14 protein-coding genes are annotated in these 16,037 nt (G+C 51.5%); all 14 read right to left on the bottom strand.

Features of this window, described 5'->3' with window-relative positions:
• Position 1: 1 nt before the first annotated feature.
• Complete coding sequence (locus NSS79_RS05390; RefSeq protein ID WP_342438565.1) at positions 2-550, bottom strand: WcaF family extracellular polysaccharide biosynthesis acetyltransferase; 549 nt, start codon at positions 548-550, stop codon at positions 2-4.
• A gap of 3 nt (positions 551-553) precedes the next feature.
• A complete protein-coding gene (locus NSS79_RS05385) occupies positions 554-1,618 on the bottom strand; it encodes a glycosyltransferase family 4 protein (protein WP_342438564.1) in 1,065 nt (354 codons plus the stop codon).
• Positions 1,619-1,635: 17 nt separating this feature from the next.
• A complete protein-coding gene (locus NSS79_RS05380) occupies positions 1,636-3,009 on the bottom strand; it encodes an O-antigen ligase family protein (RefSeq protein ID WP_038586564.1) in 1,374 nt (457 codons plus the stop codon).
• Between the two features lie 23 nt (positions 3,010-3,032).
• Positions 3,033-3,701 carry a CpsD/CapB family tyrosine-protein kinase gene (locus NSS79_RS05375; RefSeq protein ID WP_342438563.1) on the bottom strand — a complete coding sequence of 223 codons (669 nt, stop codon included), beginning with the start codon at positions 3,699-3,701 and terminating at the stop codon, positions 3,033-3,035.
• Positions 3,682-4,431, bottom strand: coding sequence for a Wzz/FepE/Etk N-terminal domain-containing protein (locus NSS79_RS05370; RefSeq protein ID WP_038586558.1), 750 nt, complete (start codon positions 4,429-4,431; stop codon positions 3,682-3,684). Before NSS79_RS05370 ends, NSS79_RS05375 begins: the two co-directional genes overlap by 20 nt.
• A gap of 238 nt (positions 4,432-4,669) precedes the next feature.
• The gene (locus NSS79_RS05365) at positions 4,670-6,409 is read right to left on the bottom strand and encodes a hypothetical protein (protein ID WP_342438562.1); all 1,740 of its coding nucleotides are present in this window, start codon (positions 6,407-6,409) and stop codon (positions 4,670-4,672) included.
• A 36-nt stretch (positions 6,410-6,445) separates the two neighbouring features.
• Positions 6,446-7,819: a sugar phosphate nucleotidyltransferase gene (locus NSS79_RS05360; RefSeq protein ID WP_342438561.1), complete on the bottom strand. Its 1,374-nt coding sequence runs from the start codon at positions 7,817-7,819 to the stop codon at positions 6,446-6,448.
• A 16-nt stretch (positions 7,820-7,835) separates the two neighbouring features.
• Positions 7,836-9,080 (bottom strand): glycosyltransferase family 4 protein, encoded by a 1,245-nt coding sequence (locus NSS79_RS05355; protein ID WP_342438560.1) that lies wholly within the window; start codon positions 9,078-9,080, stop codon positions 7,836-7,838.
• A gap of 39 nt (positions 9,081-9,119) precedes the next feature.
• Complete coding sequence (locus NSS79_RS05350) at positions 9,120-10,247, bottom strand: glycosyltransferase family 4 protein (protein WP_342438559.1); 1,128 nt, start codon at positions 10,245-10,247, stop codon at positions 9,120-9,122.
• Positions 10,248-10,269: 22 nt separating this feature from the next.
• Entirely contained in the window at positions 10,270-11,478 is a 1,209-nt protein-coding gene (locus NSS79_RS05345) for a hypothetical protein (protein ID WP_342438558.1), read from the bottom strand.
• 17 nt (positions 11,479-11,495) lie between these two features.
• Entirely contained in the window at positions 11,496-12,665 is a 1,170-nt protein-coding gene (locus tag NSS79_RS05340) for a glycosyltransferase family 4 protein (RefSeq protein ID WP_342438557.1), read from the bottom strand.
• Positions 12,640-13,953: an oligosaccharide flippase family protein gene (locus NSS79_RS05335; RefSeq protein ID WP_342438556.1), complete on the bottom strand. Its 1,314-nt coding sequence runs from the start codon at positions 13,951-13,953 to the stop codon at positions 12,640-12,642. The genes NSS79_RS05340 and NSS79_RS05335 overlap by 26 nt, the downstream gene beginning before the upstream one ends.
• Positions 13,954-14,071: 118 nt before the next feature.
• Positions 14,072-15,067, bottom strand: a complete 996-nt coding sequence (gene gmd, locus NSS79_RS05330) for a GDP-mannose 4,6-dehydratase (protein ID WP_038586541.1) — start codon at positions 15,065-15,067, stop codon at positions 14,072-14,074.
• Between the two features lie 20 nt (positions 15,068-15,087).
• Entirely contained in the window at positions 15,088-16,026 is a 939-nt protein-coding gene (locus NSS79_RS05325) for a GDP-L-fucose synthase (protein WP_342438555.1), read from the bottom strand.
• Between the last annotated feature and the right edge of the window lie 11 nt (positions 16,027-16,037).

The following is a 16,037-nucleotide window of genomic DNA, read 5'->3' as shown; positions in this document are numbered from 1 at the left end:
TTCAGCTTGTGAATCGTTCTTTGAAATACACGGCGGGAAATCCGACATGAACCTGGTTCGCTGGAATGTCTTTCATCACGGTGCTCCTTGCCCCTGCAACCCCCATTTCATAGATTGTTACTCCGGGGTATACAAAGACATGGCTAGCCACCCATGCTCCGTCTTTCAGCTCTATCGGTTTCGTAATGAGACCGAAATAGGGATCATTCAGCTTATGGCTGCCTGTACACAAATAGGCGTTCTGGGATATCACACAATGGTCCCCGATCACGATGCTGTCCAGACTGTACAGCTCCGCATGGTCTCCAATCCAGGAATAATCACCGATCTTGACCTTCCAGGGATACGTGAACTTCGCCGAAGGCCTTATCCTTACCCCTTTGCCTACCTGTGCGCCGAACAGACGCAGCAATGCGCTGCGGAAGCCATGCATATTGTGCAGCGACACTCTGAACACGGTTGCCTGTATCAGCCACCACAGCATTACTACAGCGCCGCTTCTCCCTCTAACGAACCAGGATTGATCATACTTCGCTAAGTTCATCTTCATTGTTCAGACCTCATCCATAATTAGTTCCAACCGTTTTAGATAGTCCGCTTCCTTATACCTGCGTAGAATCTTACTCCGGTTCTCATCAGCCATTTGCTTCATTCCGCTCCGGTCCTGAAGCAGTCCGGAGATGACTCCGGCAATCGCCTCCGGCGACTGCGGTTCGATCAGAAAGCCGTTCTCCTCGGATACGATGTCGGGTATGCCGGCATGTTTCGTCGAGATAATGGCCAGCCCGTTGCCCATTGCTTCAATTATGGAGATCGGCTGCCCTTCATTGGGATAATAGGTCGGAAGCGCAAAAATATCGCAGCGCTCCAGCAGCCGTTTCTTGCGCTCCCCGGTTACCACGCCATGATAAGACACTTTATCCTGCAGCCCGTTCTGCTGAATGTAGGCCAGGAACTCCTCCTCATCCTCCCGATTGAAGAAGCTGCCGGCAAAATGAAAATGAATGTCCCGGTCCTTGAGCCGTTCTGCTGCCATCAACAGATCGAAGTATCCCTTACTCTTAATGAAATTGCTCAGGTATACCACCTCAAGCGGCTTGCCGGTTTCCATCAGCCTGAAGATTTTGCTCTCGTATTCCCACGAGGTTAAGAGCTGGCTGTCCTCAATGCAGTTCTCGCAAATTCTGATTTTCCCGGCATCGACAATCCCGGCAAACAGGCATTCCAGACTTTTGCTGAGGACAATCATCACATCCACTTTCGCGAGCAGTTTCTTGTTGATGGCCCGCTGCAGGGGATTAAACTGGCTGTACAACTGTCTGAAGTAGCCGCCGTGATAATGAATGACCACTTTTTTGCCCTTCCTGAACAGATTGGCCAGAATAAACATATCCCGCAGATTGCCCCACTTGGATTGTGAAATGGTAAAGTAAAAAATATCTGTGTCCTGGCGGTTGATCATGCTCATATGAGCAGCAACCTTCTTATTGTCCTTGATATCCACATGGGTAAGTTCGTATTTTTCGTTAAAAAGCCGGGAATTCAGAAGTGTCTCGAGTGCTTTGGACAATCCGTGCACAGGCGGGGGAAATTGGCCGATAATGCAGATTTTCTTCATTATGATCACCTTCATTGTCACTTGGGATAATGTTCTGACCTCCGCAGCTGGACCCACGGGCCCGAATGCATCTTAGCCATCTTTCTTTTATTCTCTGTGCTCTCCGCCTTGCCAATCCGCAGCCGGGACACCTCCTCGCTCTGCAGAATAGCCACCCAAAAGAGCACCTGGATGAAGGCAAAAGAATCAAATTGCAGAAGCGAATACAACAGCAGGACGACCATCAGCTTCGGGAAATTGCCCTTGTGGCTGAGCCTTACTAAAGAGAGCAATAAAAAAATCAGCATAATCCCCAGCAGGCCGAATTCCGACAGCAGCCGGGTGTACATGTTATATTGCGGTAGGGTCAGATTGTATTTAGCGTCCCTAAGCTCCTCGTTCTCTTCAAGGGTGTCAGCGGGAATATGGTCCAAATTATGCATAAAGCCGTAATAGTAATTCCCCATTCCATACCCGAACCACGGCTTATCGAGAAAGGATCGAAAACCCAGGCTGGAGTATGTGCTTCTGATGCTGAATGAATTATCTTCCGTAATACTGGCAGGATCCTCGTAGATATGCAGAATACGATAGTAATGATCGGATTTTAATTGAAAGAGATTGTTAACAAACACGATATTCAGCAGAACAGCAGCAGCCGCAAGGTACATCATAAACTTCATGAATAACATCAGGAACTTTTCGGGCTTGCTGGTAACAATGACATACACGACCACAAAAAACAGCAGATCCAGATAGTAACGGATAGACAAGGAGAGCAGCGATAACGGGATAAAGATCCATAACAGCACTTTGTCGGATTTCGTTAAATAATTGTATTTCTTCAGGATAAGATAGGCCGGGAACAGCAGCAGATTGGTATGAAGTCCGATGTAGGATGGCTCCGAGAATGTAAAATGCAGCCGTCCTGCGGTGACGTAAGAATCCCTCTGGACGAAAAAACCGATTACACTGCTTAGCGCGCCGCTATGAAAGGCATACATATATACAAGCTGGAGCAGACCGATTATGACGGCCAGCCAATATCCTCTGAACATCCAGCGGAACAAGGTCAGGAATGAATCCTTGCGGTGTTCGCTCGAATGCACATATATTCTGAAGCTCAGATAGATGATAATGCCGGCGGCCAGAGAAACCACTGCATCCTGAAGCCCCGCAAAGGAGTAATTGTTCTGCAGGCCCAGGATTGCGGAGATCAGGACTGCTGATACCAGAACGATAAAGATCCAGATCTCCTTTCTCTGGAACTTCATCCGGATCAGTACCGGAATCTTGAGTACACAATACAGTACGATAAAAATCAGAGAAACCGGCTTGTATGCTCCGCCGAACATATAGGGGAAATTGTCCAGCGGGAGCAATGCAAAAGCTAGATAAATGAAAGCATTCATAGCTATTCTCCTGTACTCTTCTTCTAGTAGATAAAACGGCCGGCATTTTTGCGGTTGACGTTGCTCAGGACGGCTCCAAGCACCCGGGCCTTAACCAGCGCCAGACTCTCTTTGGCCTTAAGCGCGGCACCATTCTTCACCTTGCCCGGCTTGACTACCAGCAGGACGCCGTCACACTGGGCCGCGATGATCTGGGCATCGCTGTAGGTAAGCAGTGCGGGGGTATCGATCAGGATAAGATCGAACTTCCCGCTAAGCTCAGCCAGCAAATCTTTCATCCGCGGCGAGGTCAGCAGCTCCGCAGGGTTGCCGGAGAGGGGTCCGGCCGGAAGCAGCGTCAATGTTCCGTCAAGCACGGGCACAAGCACATCCTCCAGCAGAGCCTGGCCATTTAGAACTGCACTGATTCCCGGGTTTTGCTCTACATTAAATATGGAGTGCTGGGACGGGCTGCGCAGGTCCGCATCGATCAGCAGCACTTTTTTCCGGCACTGCGCGTAAGCCATCGACAGATTGGCGGCGGTCGTGCTTTTGCCCTCGCCGCTTAATGCCGAAGTAATCATAAGCGTTTGGATGCCTTCATCCTGGTGCGAATAATCAAGAGTAGTCCGCAGCTTGCGGTAGGCCTCGGCAGCCGGGGAATCCAGACTGGGATCCGCAATCAGATAATGCTTAGACTTCGAACGTGACATTCTTCTTCCTCCTCGTCGGCTTGGCTGTATTTCTCGGGGCTGCTACCCGGTCCCGCTGTGTAATCGCCGGGACTGCCGAATACGTAGAGAGACCCAGCACATCGCGGATATCCGCTTCCGTCTTGATCGTATCGTCCAGGTAATCGAGCAAGAACATAAGCCCCGTTCCGATCATCAGGGACAGAACGAGTCCGATTATCATATTGAGCAGCGGCTGCGGTGATGTGGGATCTGGAGTATCAGCCGGATTGGCTTCGCTGAGGACGCTGATATTATCTATTTTCATCACCTTGGGCACTTCTGACTGGAATATGGCAGCCACTGCATTCACAATTGCAGCTGCCTGAGCGTAAGAAGTATCCACTGTCTCCAGGGACATCACCTGGGATTCCTCGACGGCGGATACAGTTACCTTCTTCAGCATTTCATCGGATGTGAGGCCAAGCTGAGGATACTGCTGGACGACCAGATTCATGATCCTCGGCGACATGATGATCTCCTTGTAGGTCGCTATCAGCCGGATGTTGGAGTTGATGGTGCTTAGATCCAGCTTGCCGCCAAGCAGCTCAACCTCCTGCTTGGGGGTTACAATAAGCTTCGTTGACGCCGTATACTGCTTCTCGGTGTATTCATACGTGTATATTCCCGTGGCGGTAGTAATCACAACAACAAGCAGGACCAGCAGCCATAATCGCTTTCGGATTACGGTCCAATACTGTTTTAACTCCACTCAAATTCCTCCATTCGAATTATTAAAACGAATAAAAAAATAATAATTATTCAATTCGCGACCCACAAGACATAAACTATTTCTTTAACCCGTTTCCATGCCTCTTTACATACCCATTTTCAACATACCGCAATTTCAGACAGTCTCTAAGGCTCTCAAAAAAACCTCAATAAGAGTATTTGTCGACTAAATTATATTCGTTTCGAATAACATTGTAAACAAATAAAAATTTTCAGGTTCACAGCATGCTTTCCAGCATGAACAGCACGTCGGATCGTATAGCTGCAAGCTTCCGCCTGCTGGCAAGGCTGTCAGAAGCATGGCTGCCGAGGAACAGCTGAATGCCCGGCTGTGCAGATACCGGCCGCAGACCATACCAGGACCCGTCCTCCATTATAAACTTGAGCGCGTCATACCGCGGCATATCCAGCGCCAAATGTTTGCCTTTGGCCAGTTGGATATGCTCCCGGGCCCGGAAGTCATACAACTGCTCAACCTTTAATCCGCCCACTACTCTTAACGCATCCTTGCTCAGCCGCCCCATGATAAAGCTTACCCTCTGCCGGCCTTCAAGTCCGCGGTATGTAAGCTCTATCCTGTCATCTGCGAACCAGCCGTGCTCCGCATACAAGTCCAGCAGCTCTTTGCCAAGTGTTCTGCCCCTGGACTTAAAATAGGCTGACATCTCGGCAATCAGCACAGCATACTGAATGGCGTCACTGCCAGCAATGGAGCCCCCGACCGCAAATCCGCCGTCCTCATCGTAACCGAACAGAAAAGGGAGATTGCCCGAGCGGCAAAATTTCCCCAGCGATGCCCCTCCGCCAAAGCCTCCGGTAACATTGATCGTCTTAATCCCCTCTTTTCGGGCAATGGCCGAGGCAAGATCACTTGTAAAAAAAGACTTAAGCAGCACTCCACCGGCAGTGCTTCCCCCTCTGTTGTTCTTTTGCCGCAAAAGATAGTGGAGAAGCAGCGCCGCCGTTTCACTGTGGCTTAATACAAGATACTTGCCCATTTCCGTCTTAATGGACAAGGCCAGCTCACTGTACTGCGGGTTGAACGCCAGAATCAGATCGGCATTCATCTCCGCAGCCGCCTCATTCGCCAGCCGCCAATCGTACAGTTCAAAGTATTGGGAGGATGACTTCGCGCTCTGCAGCTTCGGGTCCTGAACGACATGTACCGAGGTAAAGCCGGAACGCAGAAGCGTGCTGCGCAGCAGTCCTGCCTCCCCCTGCCCCGGCTGGATATAAAGGATACGCACAGAAGCGCCCATGATTTGATTGATTTCCCGGGAGACCGGAATCCGGTCCACATCTTCCAGATAGGCGCTGGCGACTTCCTCCCCGGTAAAGACGAGCCTGCCCGTACGGGCCGCCTCCTCTACATTCATTAATCCGATATGAAGCCCATCTTCCCACTCCTCCATGTAACGGGCCAAGCGCAGGTTGGTCTCCGTCTCTACCGGCATTCCATGCTCATCATAAAGGGTGCAGCCGCTGTAGCCGGAGGCCTCCCCCCCGCTCGACATGAGCAACCCTCCGGCAGCATGTAAATACCGTACGGCGAAGGCCAGTTCACCTGCGGGAGAAGGCTGGCGGAACAGATAACATTTCACCTCATGATTCGCCAGAACGAGCGCCGCCTGCTCCGCAAGCCCTTTGGAAAAGGAGGTTGAATCATAGCCGATGGCTATGCCTCTCTGCCCGGCGGCAAAGCCGCGGCTCTTAATCTCCTCAGCCAGTCCCCGGCAAACGCGGCGGATCGTAAATATATTCATCCGGTTCGTCCCAACCCCGGTAATTCCGTAAATGCCATGATCCTCAAGCTGCAAATCCTGATAGAAGCGGTCGATAATTTCCGCAGACTTCAGCTCATTCAGCTCTTTGCTGAGATAAGCGGGCAGCTCTGCATTTTTCCAGCGGTTATAACGCCTCTGAACGATTTCCTGCAGCTGATCGGCGATTGCATGCATGCGTTGGCCTCCTTTGGGTTAGGATGATTCGGCTATTCAGGAGGTTTTGAAGCAATGCTGTGACATCTCATCCCATGTAGGGTACAGCTCAAGCATCCGGTTAGGTTCCCGTACCTGCCCGCTTTGGACCACTATCATCTCCAGGTCGGCAGAAGCTCTGAGCGTATGCAATGTCTTCATCGGAATATGCAGCACATTGCCCGGGCCGATAAGCATGAAATTCCCGTTCTGCACAAACTCTGCCTCTCCCTTAATAATGGTCCAAACCTCTTCCCGGCTGGTGTGCATCCGGTAACTGAGGCTTTTACCGCCAAGAATGCATACCCGTTTGGTAACGGCACAGCGTCCGTCCTCATACGACTGGTCATCCAGTATTCTCACCCAGCCCCATTGACGCTCTTCATACATCGGTCCCTGATTATAATCAATGTAGTCCTTGATTCTCGGGCTTTCGCTCTTGTCTGTGACCAGAATCCCGTCCGGGCTCACCGCCACGACAATATCGGATAAACCGATAATGGATACGGGGATATCAATCTCATTGATCAGGTGGGTGTTGCTGCAATCCCCGCTGATCGTTCCTCTGCCGATTTGATTGTTTTTCATCTCTTCTGTAAGAGTGTTCCACGTCCCTAGATCCTTCCAGTAGCCTTCATAGGGAACCACAGTGATATGGGCTGCCTTCTCTACCACTTCATAATCAAAGCTGATCTTGGGCAGCTGGTCATATTGCTCCGACAGCTCCTCGTAGTTCACGGGCAGGCCTTGCCCGCTCAATATATCGATAAGATAGCCGAGCCTAAAGGCAAACACTCCGCAGTTCCACAGGGCGCCCTGGGCAATCAGGTTTTTGGCCTCCTCTTCCTGCGGCTTCTCACGGAAATGGCTGACTTTCAGGCTGCCGCCGGAGGAATCCTCACCGCTTTCAGGGATGATATAGCCGTATTTGGAAGAGGGATATGTGGGCTGCACACCGATCAGTGCAAGATCCGCTCTCGTTGCCGACACAATCTCCTCTAACTGCTTGACGGTATCAAAAAAGCGGTTTTCCACAAACGGGTCCACCGGCAGAATGGCGATCACTTCATCCGGATCCACTCCGATAAAGGAATACAGATAGGCCGCTGTAAGCGCGATGGCCGGGAAGGTATCCCTGCGTTCCGGCTCGATGATCAGAGGCACATGCGGGCCGAGCTGGCTGTGCATCATTTCAATCTGCGATTTCCCCGTAGCTACAAACGTGGATGCACCCAGTCCGCTGCGCTCAATCTGCCCCCATACCCGCTGGACCATAGAGACCATTTCCTTCTCTTCGTTCTCCAGCACTTTGAGAAACTGCTTGGAGCGGGAATCGTTGGATAACGGCCACAATCTTTTTCCGGAACCCCCGGACAATAACACCAGCTTCATGAATTCCCCCACCTTTTTATGAGATTTTTAAAGACAGCAGCAGCTCTCTATAACGTTCAAGAGACAGTTCTCTTCTTAAATACTGTTCCAAATAGGCTCTTCCCCGCATCCCGCAGGCCTCCAGCTCTTCACGATCCCATTCATAAAAAGCCAGCACGCTGCGGACAACTTCCTCATAACTGTGAGGCTCGACGAGAAGACCGCAGTTGCTTTCCAGAATCAGCCGGTACGCCTCACTTCCGTTCTCAAGGACACCAAGCACCGGCTTGCCTGCAGCCATAACCCCGTAGATTTTACTGGGAACGGAGACACCCTTGATTCCCTTCTGATTAACTACCAGATGTACATGGGCAGCGTTCAGGGAGTACACCAGATCCTCTTTCGGCTGGTAAGGCAGAAAATAGACCTGCGAGAGTTCGTGCTCCGCCACATATTCCTGCATTTTGGCTTTCACCGCACCCTCTCCGATAAAGACGAAGGCGAGATTATCGAGATGACGGAAGGCTGCCGTCTGCTTGATCAGGTTCTCCAGATCGTAATAGAGCCCGAGGTTTCCGGAATACATCACAATGAATTTATTCTGCAGGCCATGCTTCTCGAGGAAGCCCTGCACCTGTGGATGCTCCCTGCTTAAAGGAATAATCTCCTCTTCATTGGTCCAATTGTTGATGACGGTATTCTCTGTCACTTTCTTGTTGGCAAACCGTCTCAGCAGGGTCTCCTGCATATCCTGGCCTACCGTAATAATGTGATCCGCCAGCTTGCAGTTCAGGGTGTCCACCCACTGTGCCAGCTTCATCAGCCTGGCATTCTGCATGAAGCCGACCGCCTTCGCCTGCTCCGGGTTGAAATCCTGGATATTATAAATATGCTTCGACCGTTTCAGCAGCTTGCCGATCGTCCCGATCAGCCCCCCGAGGATCGGCGGTTGTGAGATCGTATAGATAAAATCCACGTTTCTTTGCTTCAGCACGGCAACAATGGCATAAAAAAAGTAGGTTACGATATATCGCAGCCTACTCCATTTATTCAGCTTATTGACCACAGGAAGACGGATACGGATAATTTCAATATTCTCCAGGTGGTCGGTAATGAATCTTCTCTTCTCTGAGTTCGCCTCCCCGGAATAGCCGGGCTGCGAAGCAATGACGGTAATTTGAAAGTCATTCTGCAGATGCAGGCACAGCTCGGTCAGCAGTTGGCCGGTGGAAGCATAATCCGGGTAAAAATAATTGATCACGAACACAATTTTCGGCTTCATAGCCTTGCACCTCTCTCGAAATAATCTTAGCCTTACCTTTTAATGGCTGGGCCGGCTCGCCATCCGGATAGCCCGGACCACTGATTTGGCATAGGTCGTGGGATGCAGCTTCTTCCACATGCTCAGCTTGATCTTCCGGTCTGCTTTTAAATAGGATACATTGTCAAACAGCCACTGCATCGCTTCATCCATACTGGCCGGGTCCAGAGGATCGGCGATGATCCCGTTCTCCTTGTCGACAATCAGATCACTCGTCACGCCGGCATATTTGGAAGCCAGCACAAAGGTGTTGGAGACAAGCGCTTCGTTGACCACAAGCCCCCACACCTCAATCAGCGAAGGGACCAGCAGGCAGTCGGCTGCCGCTAAATAGCCGGTCAGCTCCTCCTTCTGCTTATAGCCCTCGAACTGCACCTTCTCTTCCATACCGTACCGCCGGACCATTTCCTTCAGCTTCTTCTCATCCGGTCCCGTGCCGATAATCCGCAGCCTCCAGTTCTCATGGTTCAGCCGGGCCAATGACTGGATGGTCTCCTCCAGGCCCTTCCGCTTGATCAGCTGACCGACAAACAGGAGATTCAGCAGCCCTTCCTCTTCCTTATGGGGCTTAACCGCCAGGCGCTTCCGGTAGTAATAGCGGATATCCACCGTATTGAAGCCGACAGCCATTTTCTCATCCGGAATGCCGTAGTGATTCAGGCATCTTGCTGAGTCCGAGCCATAGGTTACAAAGGAATCCGCCGAACGGAAATACAATCCGCGCACCGCATTCATCGCCCGGTTCTTCACTCTGCTGCTCTCCAGCGTGCTGCCCCACCAGACGACGAACTTTTTACGGAAGAGCTTCGCGTAGAACAAGCTGACCCAATAGCCAATCGCATCATAACTCGTAGTGATAATCACATCGGGATTCAGGCGTACCAGCTTAAAGAATAAACCCGGGTTGATATGCACCCCGAAATCCATACGCTGAATGAACAAATGGAACCCGCGCAGGCAGCTGTACCGGAATCGCATATCCTGATAATCAATATTCCATTCCCGGTTGGCTTCCTTCTCCTCCAGAAACCAAACCGTAAGATCGATATCCTCCGATGCGTCGATCGTGTTATAGACCGGGATACGGTACGGGGCGATCTGATAGGCTATCAATAGTGTTTTTATCATAAGACCCTACCTTTTCTTGATCCTAACGGATGTATTCCAAAGCGGGTTGAACAAGTAATGCCGCCCCTTCGGGTTGTGGTTCCTCTTCGCCCTTGTACGGGGCCATCAGCAGCAGATAGAGCAGCGGGGCATCCAGCAGCGGTTGTGAAATCAGCGAAGTCAGAATAATGGGAATGACTGCGAGTAAATACCGCCTGCGGTCCCCGGCGGCAAGCGCCGGTACCAGATAGACAAGCATCGCGAGCAGAACGCCGGCCACGCCGATCATGGAAGAAGCTGCTACCAGGTTGATCCCCGCGTTGGGAATACGGGTGTTGTACATGCCTTCACCGAACGGATTGTTCCCGAGCGCTTCCAGCCCTGCTTCTGTAGCCAAGGTACGGTCCGAGATGGAAGCGCCATGCGTTTCCGTCTTGTCGTTGATCCCGATGAACGGGGCGTACATGACCACCACATAGGTTAAGCAGAGCAAGACGACGCCTCTCATCACTTTTTTATTCATAAAGAGATACAGCACAAGGTTGGCGAGAAGAATTGCAATCCCTGCCGTTGAGAACGAAGCGATAATCCCCAGCAGCAGTGTTCCTTTAATCCATAACCGGTTCAGCCGGATGGACTTCAGATTGAACAATGACCAGATCAGGAACATCTGCAGAATGCCCGATTCCCTGAACAGCCCCAGCAGCCGCGGAAACCGGATACCGTCTACGGTGTAAACGCCGTACATGACGGTGAAGGGGAAATAGGTCATCCCTGAGGAGGGATAGTCCCCGATTTGAATCCGGAATAACTCCAGCTGCTCCAGGTGAGTCACAAATACAGCCAGCGCGATGGTCACATAGTAGGACACAATGAATCCAATAAAAATGATCACCAGGCTGCGAAAGAAAATATAGTTGGCCCTTGCCTCGCTTAGGATGAAGGCCGCAACGAGAACTATGGTGCAGTTCAGCACTGCCGCTTTCAACACATTCAGCAGGAAGATGGAGTTCATCAGCATGGCGTGGCCCAGCAGGTAGCTGAACAGCAGCAGTACCAGGAACAGCACAAGCCGATGAGGGCCCTGAATGGATATTTTCTTCATGGGATGCACCCGGCAATCAATGAGATGAAACAAAAGGGCAAGCATAGCCGCTGCGATTCCCAGCATGGAGTAGTTCTCTCCCAAAGCCGTGGGCTTGATCAAAAAGGCGGTCACCAGCAGGAATCCGATTTTTAAAACGAACGCCATTTACATTATCCTCCCTCCTACCCGGCAAGCTCCTCGAAATACCGCTGCTCGAAAATACCCGGCGACAGGAGCGCCTTATACTCCGAGCTTTGTGATTTCCGGCGGAGTTCATCCATGTTATGTATGGCATAGACGATTTTGTCGCCAAGATCGCTGATATCCTCCGCCCGGAAGCTGACCCCCAGTCCATAACGCTCAATACAGTACCCGATTTCCCCGTGGCTCGGTCCAATAATCACCTTGCCTCTGGCCGCCGCTTCGGTCAGCGGTCCGCTTTGGCCGGAGAACATTTTGCGGTAAGGCAGCACAATGATATCCGCCCGCTCGAAATATAACGGCACCTCATGATCCGGGATATATTCCAAACATAGCTCTACCTTGTGCTCCAGTCCCTTGTCGCGGATGATCTGCTCCAAATCGCCGCGTGTGAAATCCTGCTCCCTGCCTGCGACAAGGATAGAGAACGACTGGCCGGTTAGTCTCCCGGCTGCTTCCAATAGCAGGTCAATTCCCTTGTCATACCGCAGGCCGCCGAAGCAGAGTAAGGTCGGCACGGACTCCGCAGCCACTTGGCTGGCATGGGTGCCGGGCGCTTGAACGGTTTCCTGCACCACAGCAGGATGCAGGTTGGGATACACGATAGAGCTTACTCTTGACTGCTCCACGCTGGTTAGTTCCAGCACCTGCTTCCTCAGATAATCCCCGTGGACAATAAGCTTGTCGAGATGTTGACGCCGCAGCAGATTCCTCAGCAGCCTGCGCTTGCTCTCTCTTGGCGGATACCAGTGAAGCGTCGCTGTTATTTTCATCCCCCTCAGCGCAGGAATCAGGAACACCAGCGGAATGATCAGCGTATCCAGATATAACAGATGCAGAACGGACTTATGCTTGTAAGCAAAACGCAGCACCTGCAGCAGAAGCAGCGCCCGGACCAGCATGGACGGCATATAGCGGTGGTACCGTCTTTCCACCGCCCGCTGATAACTGATCCCTGCTGCCTCAAGCTCCGCCTGCCTGCTCTCTTCCAGTCTACTGGAATAGTATGTGACTTCACTGGAGGGCGCCCCCTTCAATACCCCCTTCATCACAGCCAGATTATATTGATAATGATGTCCGGTATTCAGCAAATCAAAGAACAGGTACTTCTTCTGATGATTCTCTTCAGATGTTTTCCATCGTCCCTTCACGAACCGGTTCCCTCCTTTGACTGCTGCCATTCAGAACCACTTTCTCCACGTAATACAGGGAGAAGACAACCAGCGGTATGCCGACAAATTTACCCAGGCCGATGCCTATGGCACCATATCTCGGGATCAATAGAACAAACAGACCCATTGTCACCAGTGTGGTGAGTAGCGAAATTGCAGTATTAAGCCTGACGTACCCGGTTCCATTCAGACAATAATAGGGGACTACACCAAGTGCACCCAGAGATACCGACAATACCAGCACCTGGAACAGCACATAATGGGCTTCAGCAAACTCCGGGCTGATCCATAGGGACAGAATCGGCTTGGCCAGCACAAAGGCTGCCAAACCCGCAGCTCCTACGAATGAAATAGCAATGACCAGTGACTGATGATAGGTCCTCCTGATTTCCCGGCGGTCATCACTCTTGGAAAGTGAACTGAATTTAGGCAGTAAATATCCTCCGGCCGCAGCGGGAATTTCATGGATTTTCACTACCACCTGCATGCAAACCGTGTAGTACCCCAGTACTTTGGCACCCAGAAATCCCCCGATAATCAATTTGTCCATCTGGGCATTCAGCGTGCTGATCAACATTTGGCCCCAGGAATAAATCCCGTAATGAAACAGCCTTCTGAAGCTGTCCCGCTCGAAATAGGGAGCAAATCGAAGTCCGGGAAGCGCCTTGCGTGTAACGAAGACATTGCATACCGCCAGCAGCACCGTAAACACGAACATCCACTGCACCAGCAGATACAAGTCTCCATACATGACGGCCAGTATGGTGAAGCCAATCGAGCTCGCCAGGTTGAATACGATATTCACCTTGCTGTTCAGATCGTAACGCTGCTTAGCCATGTAGGCACCGGAAAGAATGCCGTTGATGATCCGAATGCCGATGATTCCGCTAAGAAAATAGGAGACGGACAGCACGGTATCCAGCCCTTCCGCCTTCACCAGCAAAGGAAAAATATAAGTGCCGAACAGAAGAAGAAAAAGAATCGCCGACACCGCCAGAATGACCGACAGCGTAAGCGTTACCCGGAAGAGGGCATTAAATCTTTCTTCGCTGTCACTCTCGGAGCCCAGCTTGATCAGCGCATTGCCAAGACCGAAATTCGATACCGCCAGCACATTAAGCACCGATTGGATAAGAATCCACAGCCCGTACTGCTGATCACCCAGATGCCTGAGCAGCAGCGGCGTTGAAATGAACAGAACGACAGGAGTAATACAATAAGAAAGCAGGCTGTAAATGACGTTATTGAAATCGCGATTGCGTCTCAACCCTGCCAGCCTCAATCTCAGTGCGGTCACAGAGCACTCACCCGCTTTCAGCCTTCACTATTTGATTAAAGGACGGCAGCGCCGTCCCCTGTTAGATCACCTATGCTGTATCGAAATATTAGTTCACCAAAGTAAAGGCATCGTGGTAGCGGATCTCAGCAGCGACACGCTTCATATCTTCATCCACCATCATATGAATCAGCTCATGGAAGCCGACTTCCAGCTTCCAGTCCAGCTTGGTTTGCGCCTTGGAGGAATCGCCCAGCAGCAGGTCGACCTCAGCCGGGCGGACAAATTCAGGATCGATCACCACATACTGCTCATAATCGAGTCCGGCATACGAAAAGGCCACCTGAAGCAGCTCGCGGACCGTGTGCATTTCACCTGTTGAAATAACATAATCATCCGGCTCCTCCTGCTGGAGCATCAGCCACATCGCCTTGACATAATCCCCGGCAAAGCCCCAATCCCGCAGGGAATCCAGATTGCCCATCCGCAGCTCGCTTTGCAGCCCATGCTTGATACGGGCAACGGCGTCAGTCACCTTGCGGGTGACAAACTCCAGTCCGCGTCTTGGCGATTCATGATTGAACAGAATCCCCGAGCAGGCAAACATGTCAAAGCTCTCCCGGTAATTGACGGTAATCCAGTGGCCGTACACCTTGGCTACACCATAAGGGCTGCGCGGATAAAAAGGGGTTGTCTCCCGCTGCGGGGTTTCTACGACCTTGCCGAACATCTCACTGCTTGAGGCCTGATAGAATCTGGCCGTCGGCTTCACAATCTTGACCGCCTCCAGCATATTGGTAACGGAAACGGCGGTGATCTGACTCGTCAGCAAAGGCTGCGGCCACGATGCGGCTACGAACGACTGCGCCCCCAGGTTGTATACCTCATCCGGGTCCGCGATTCTCACCGCTTCAATCAGTGAAGCCAAATCGGTCAAATCTCCGGAAATCCAATGAATGCGATCTTTAATAGAGTACACATTTTCATAGTTGGGCGTGCTCGTTCTTCTCCGCAGTCCGAATACCTCATAATCCTTGGAGAGAAGAAATTCCGCCAGATAGGACCCGTCTTGCCCTGTAACGCCCGTAATTAAAGCTCTCTTCATTGATGAATTCCCCCGCATCATTATTTTTTCACAGCATACGTATGTTGAAAATCAGCGTACACATCATGCAGCCCGTCTTCGAGCCCAATTCTTGCTTTCCATCCAAGGGCGTTGATTCTGGACACATCCACCAGCTTCCTTGGGGTACCGTCCGCAACGGATGTGTTGAAGGTGATTTCCCCTTCGTAGCCGGTAACCTTCTTAATCAGCAGTGCAAGGTCTCTGATCGCAATGTCATCCCCTACACCGATGTTTACGATATCATTGCCCTCGTAGTGCTCCATCAGATAGAGACAGGCTTCCGCCAGATCATCCGCATGCAGGAATTCACGTTTCGGATTGCCGGTGCCCCACACTTCCACCGAAGGGCTGCCCTGTTCCTTGGCTTCATGGAATTTGCGCAGCAGCGCGGGCAGCACATGGGACGAATACAGATCAAAATTGTCATTCGGCCCGTAAATGTTCGTCGGCATCACAGAAATGAACCGGGTGTCATACTGCCTGTTATAAGACTGGCACATGTTGATGCCGGCGATTTTGGCCACTGCGTAGGGCGCATTGGTCGGCTCCAGCTCTCCGGTCAGCAGATATTCTTCTTTGAGCGGCTGCGGAGCCAGCTTTGGATAAATGCAGGTCGATCCCAGGAACATCAGCTTGCTCACCCCGTTACGGTAAGCCGCATCAATGACATGGGTCTGAATGAGCAGATTGTCACGGATAAATTCCGCAGGTTGTTCGTTGTTAGCTGCAATTCCTCCCACTTTGGCCGCAGCAAGGAATACATACTCAATCTCCTGATCCTCAAAAAAACGGTCCACCTCAGCGCCGTTGCGCAAATCCAGTTCTGTTCTGGAACGGAGGACAAGATTATGAAAGCCCTGCTTCTCAAGTGCGCGGACGATGGCCGAACCGACCAGACCGCGATGCCCCGCTACGTATATTCTCGAATGGCGATCCATACGCTTCACCC

The sequence above is a fragment of the Paenibacillus sp. FSL L8-0436 genome (assembly GCF_038593025.1).
In the GTDB taxonomy this organism is placed as follows: domain Bacteria; phylum Bacillota; class Bacilli; order Paenibacillales; family Paenibacillaceae; genus Paenibacillus_AQ.
The sequence above is the reverse complement of the archived record's forward strand: the minus strand, read 5'-3'. Positions and strand labels throughout refer to the sequence as shown.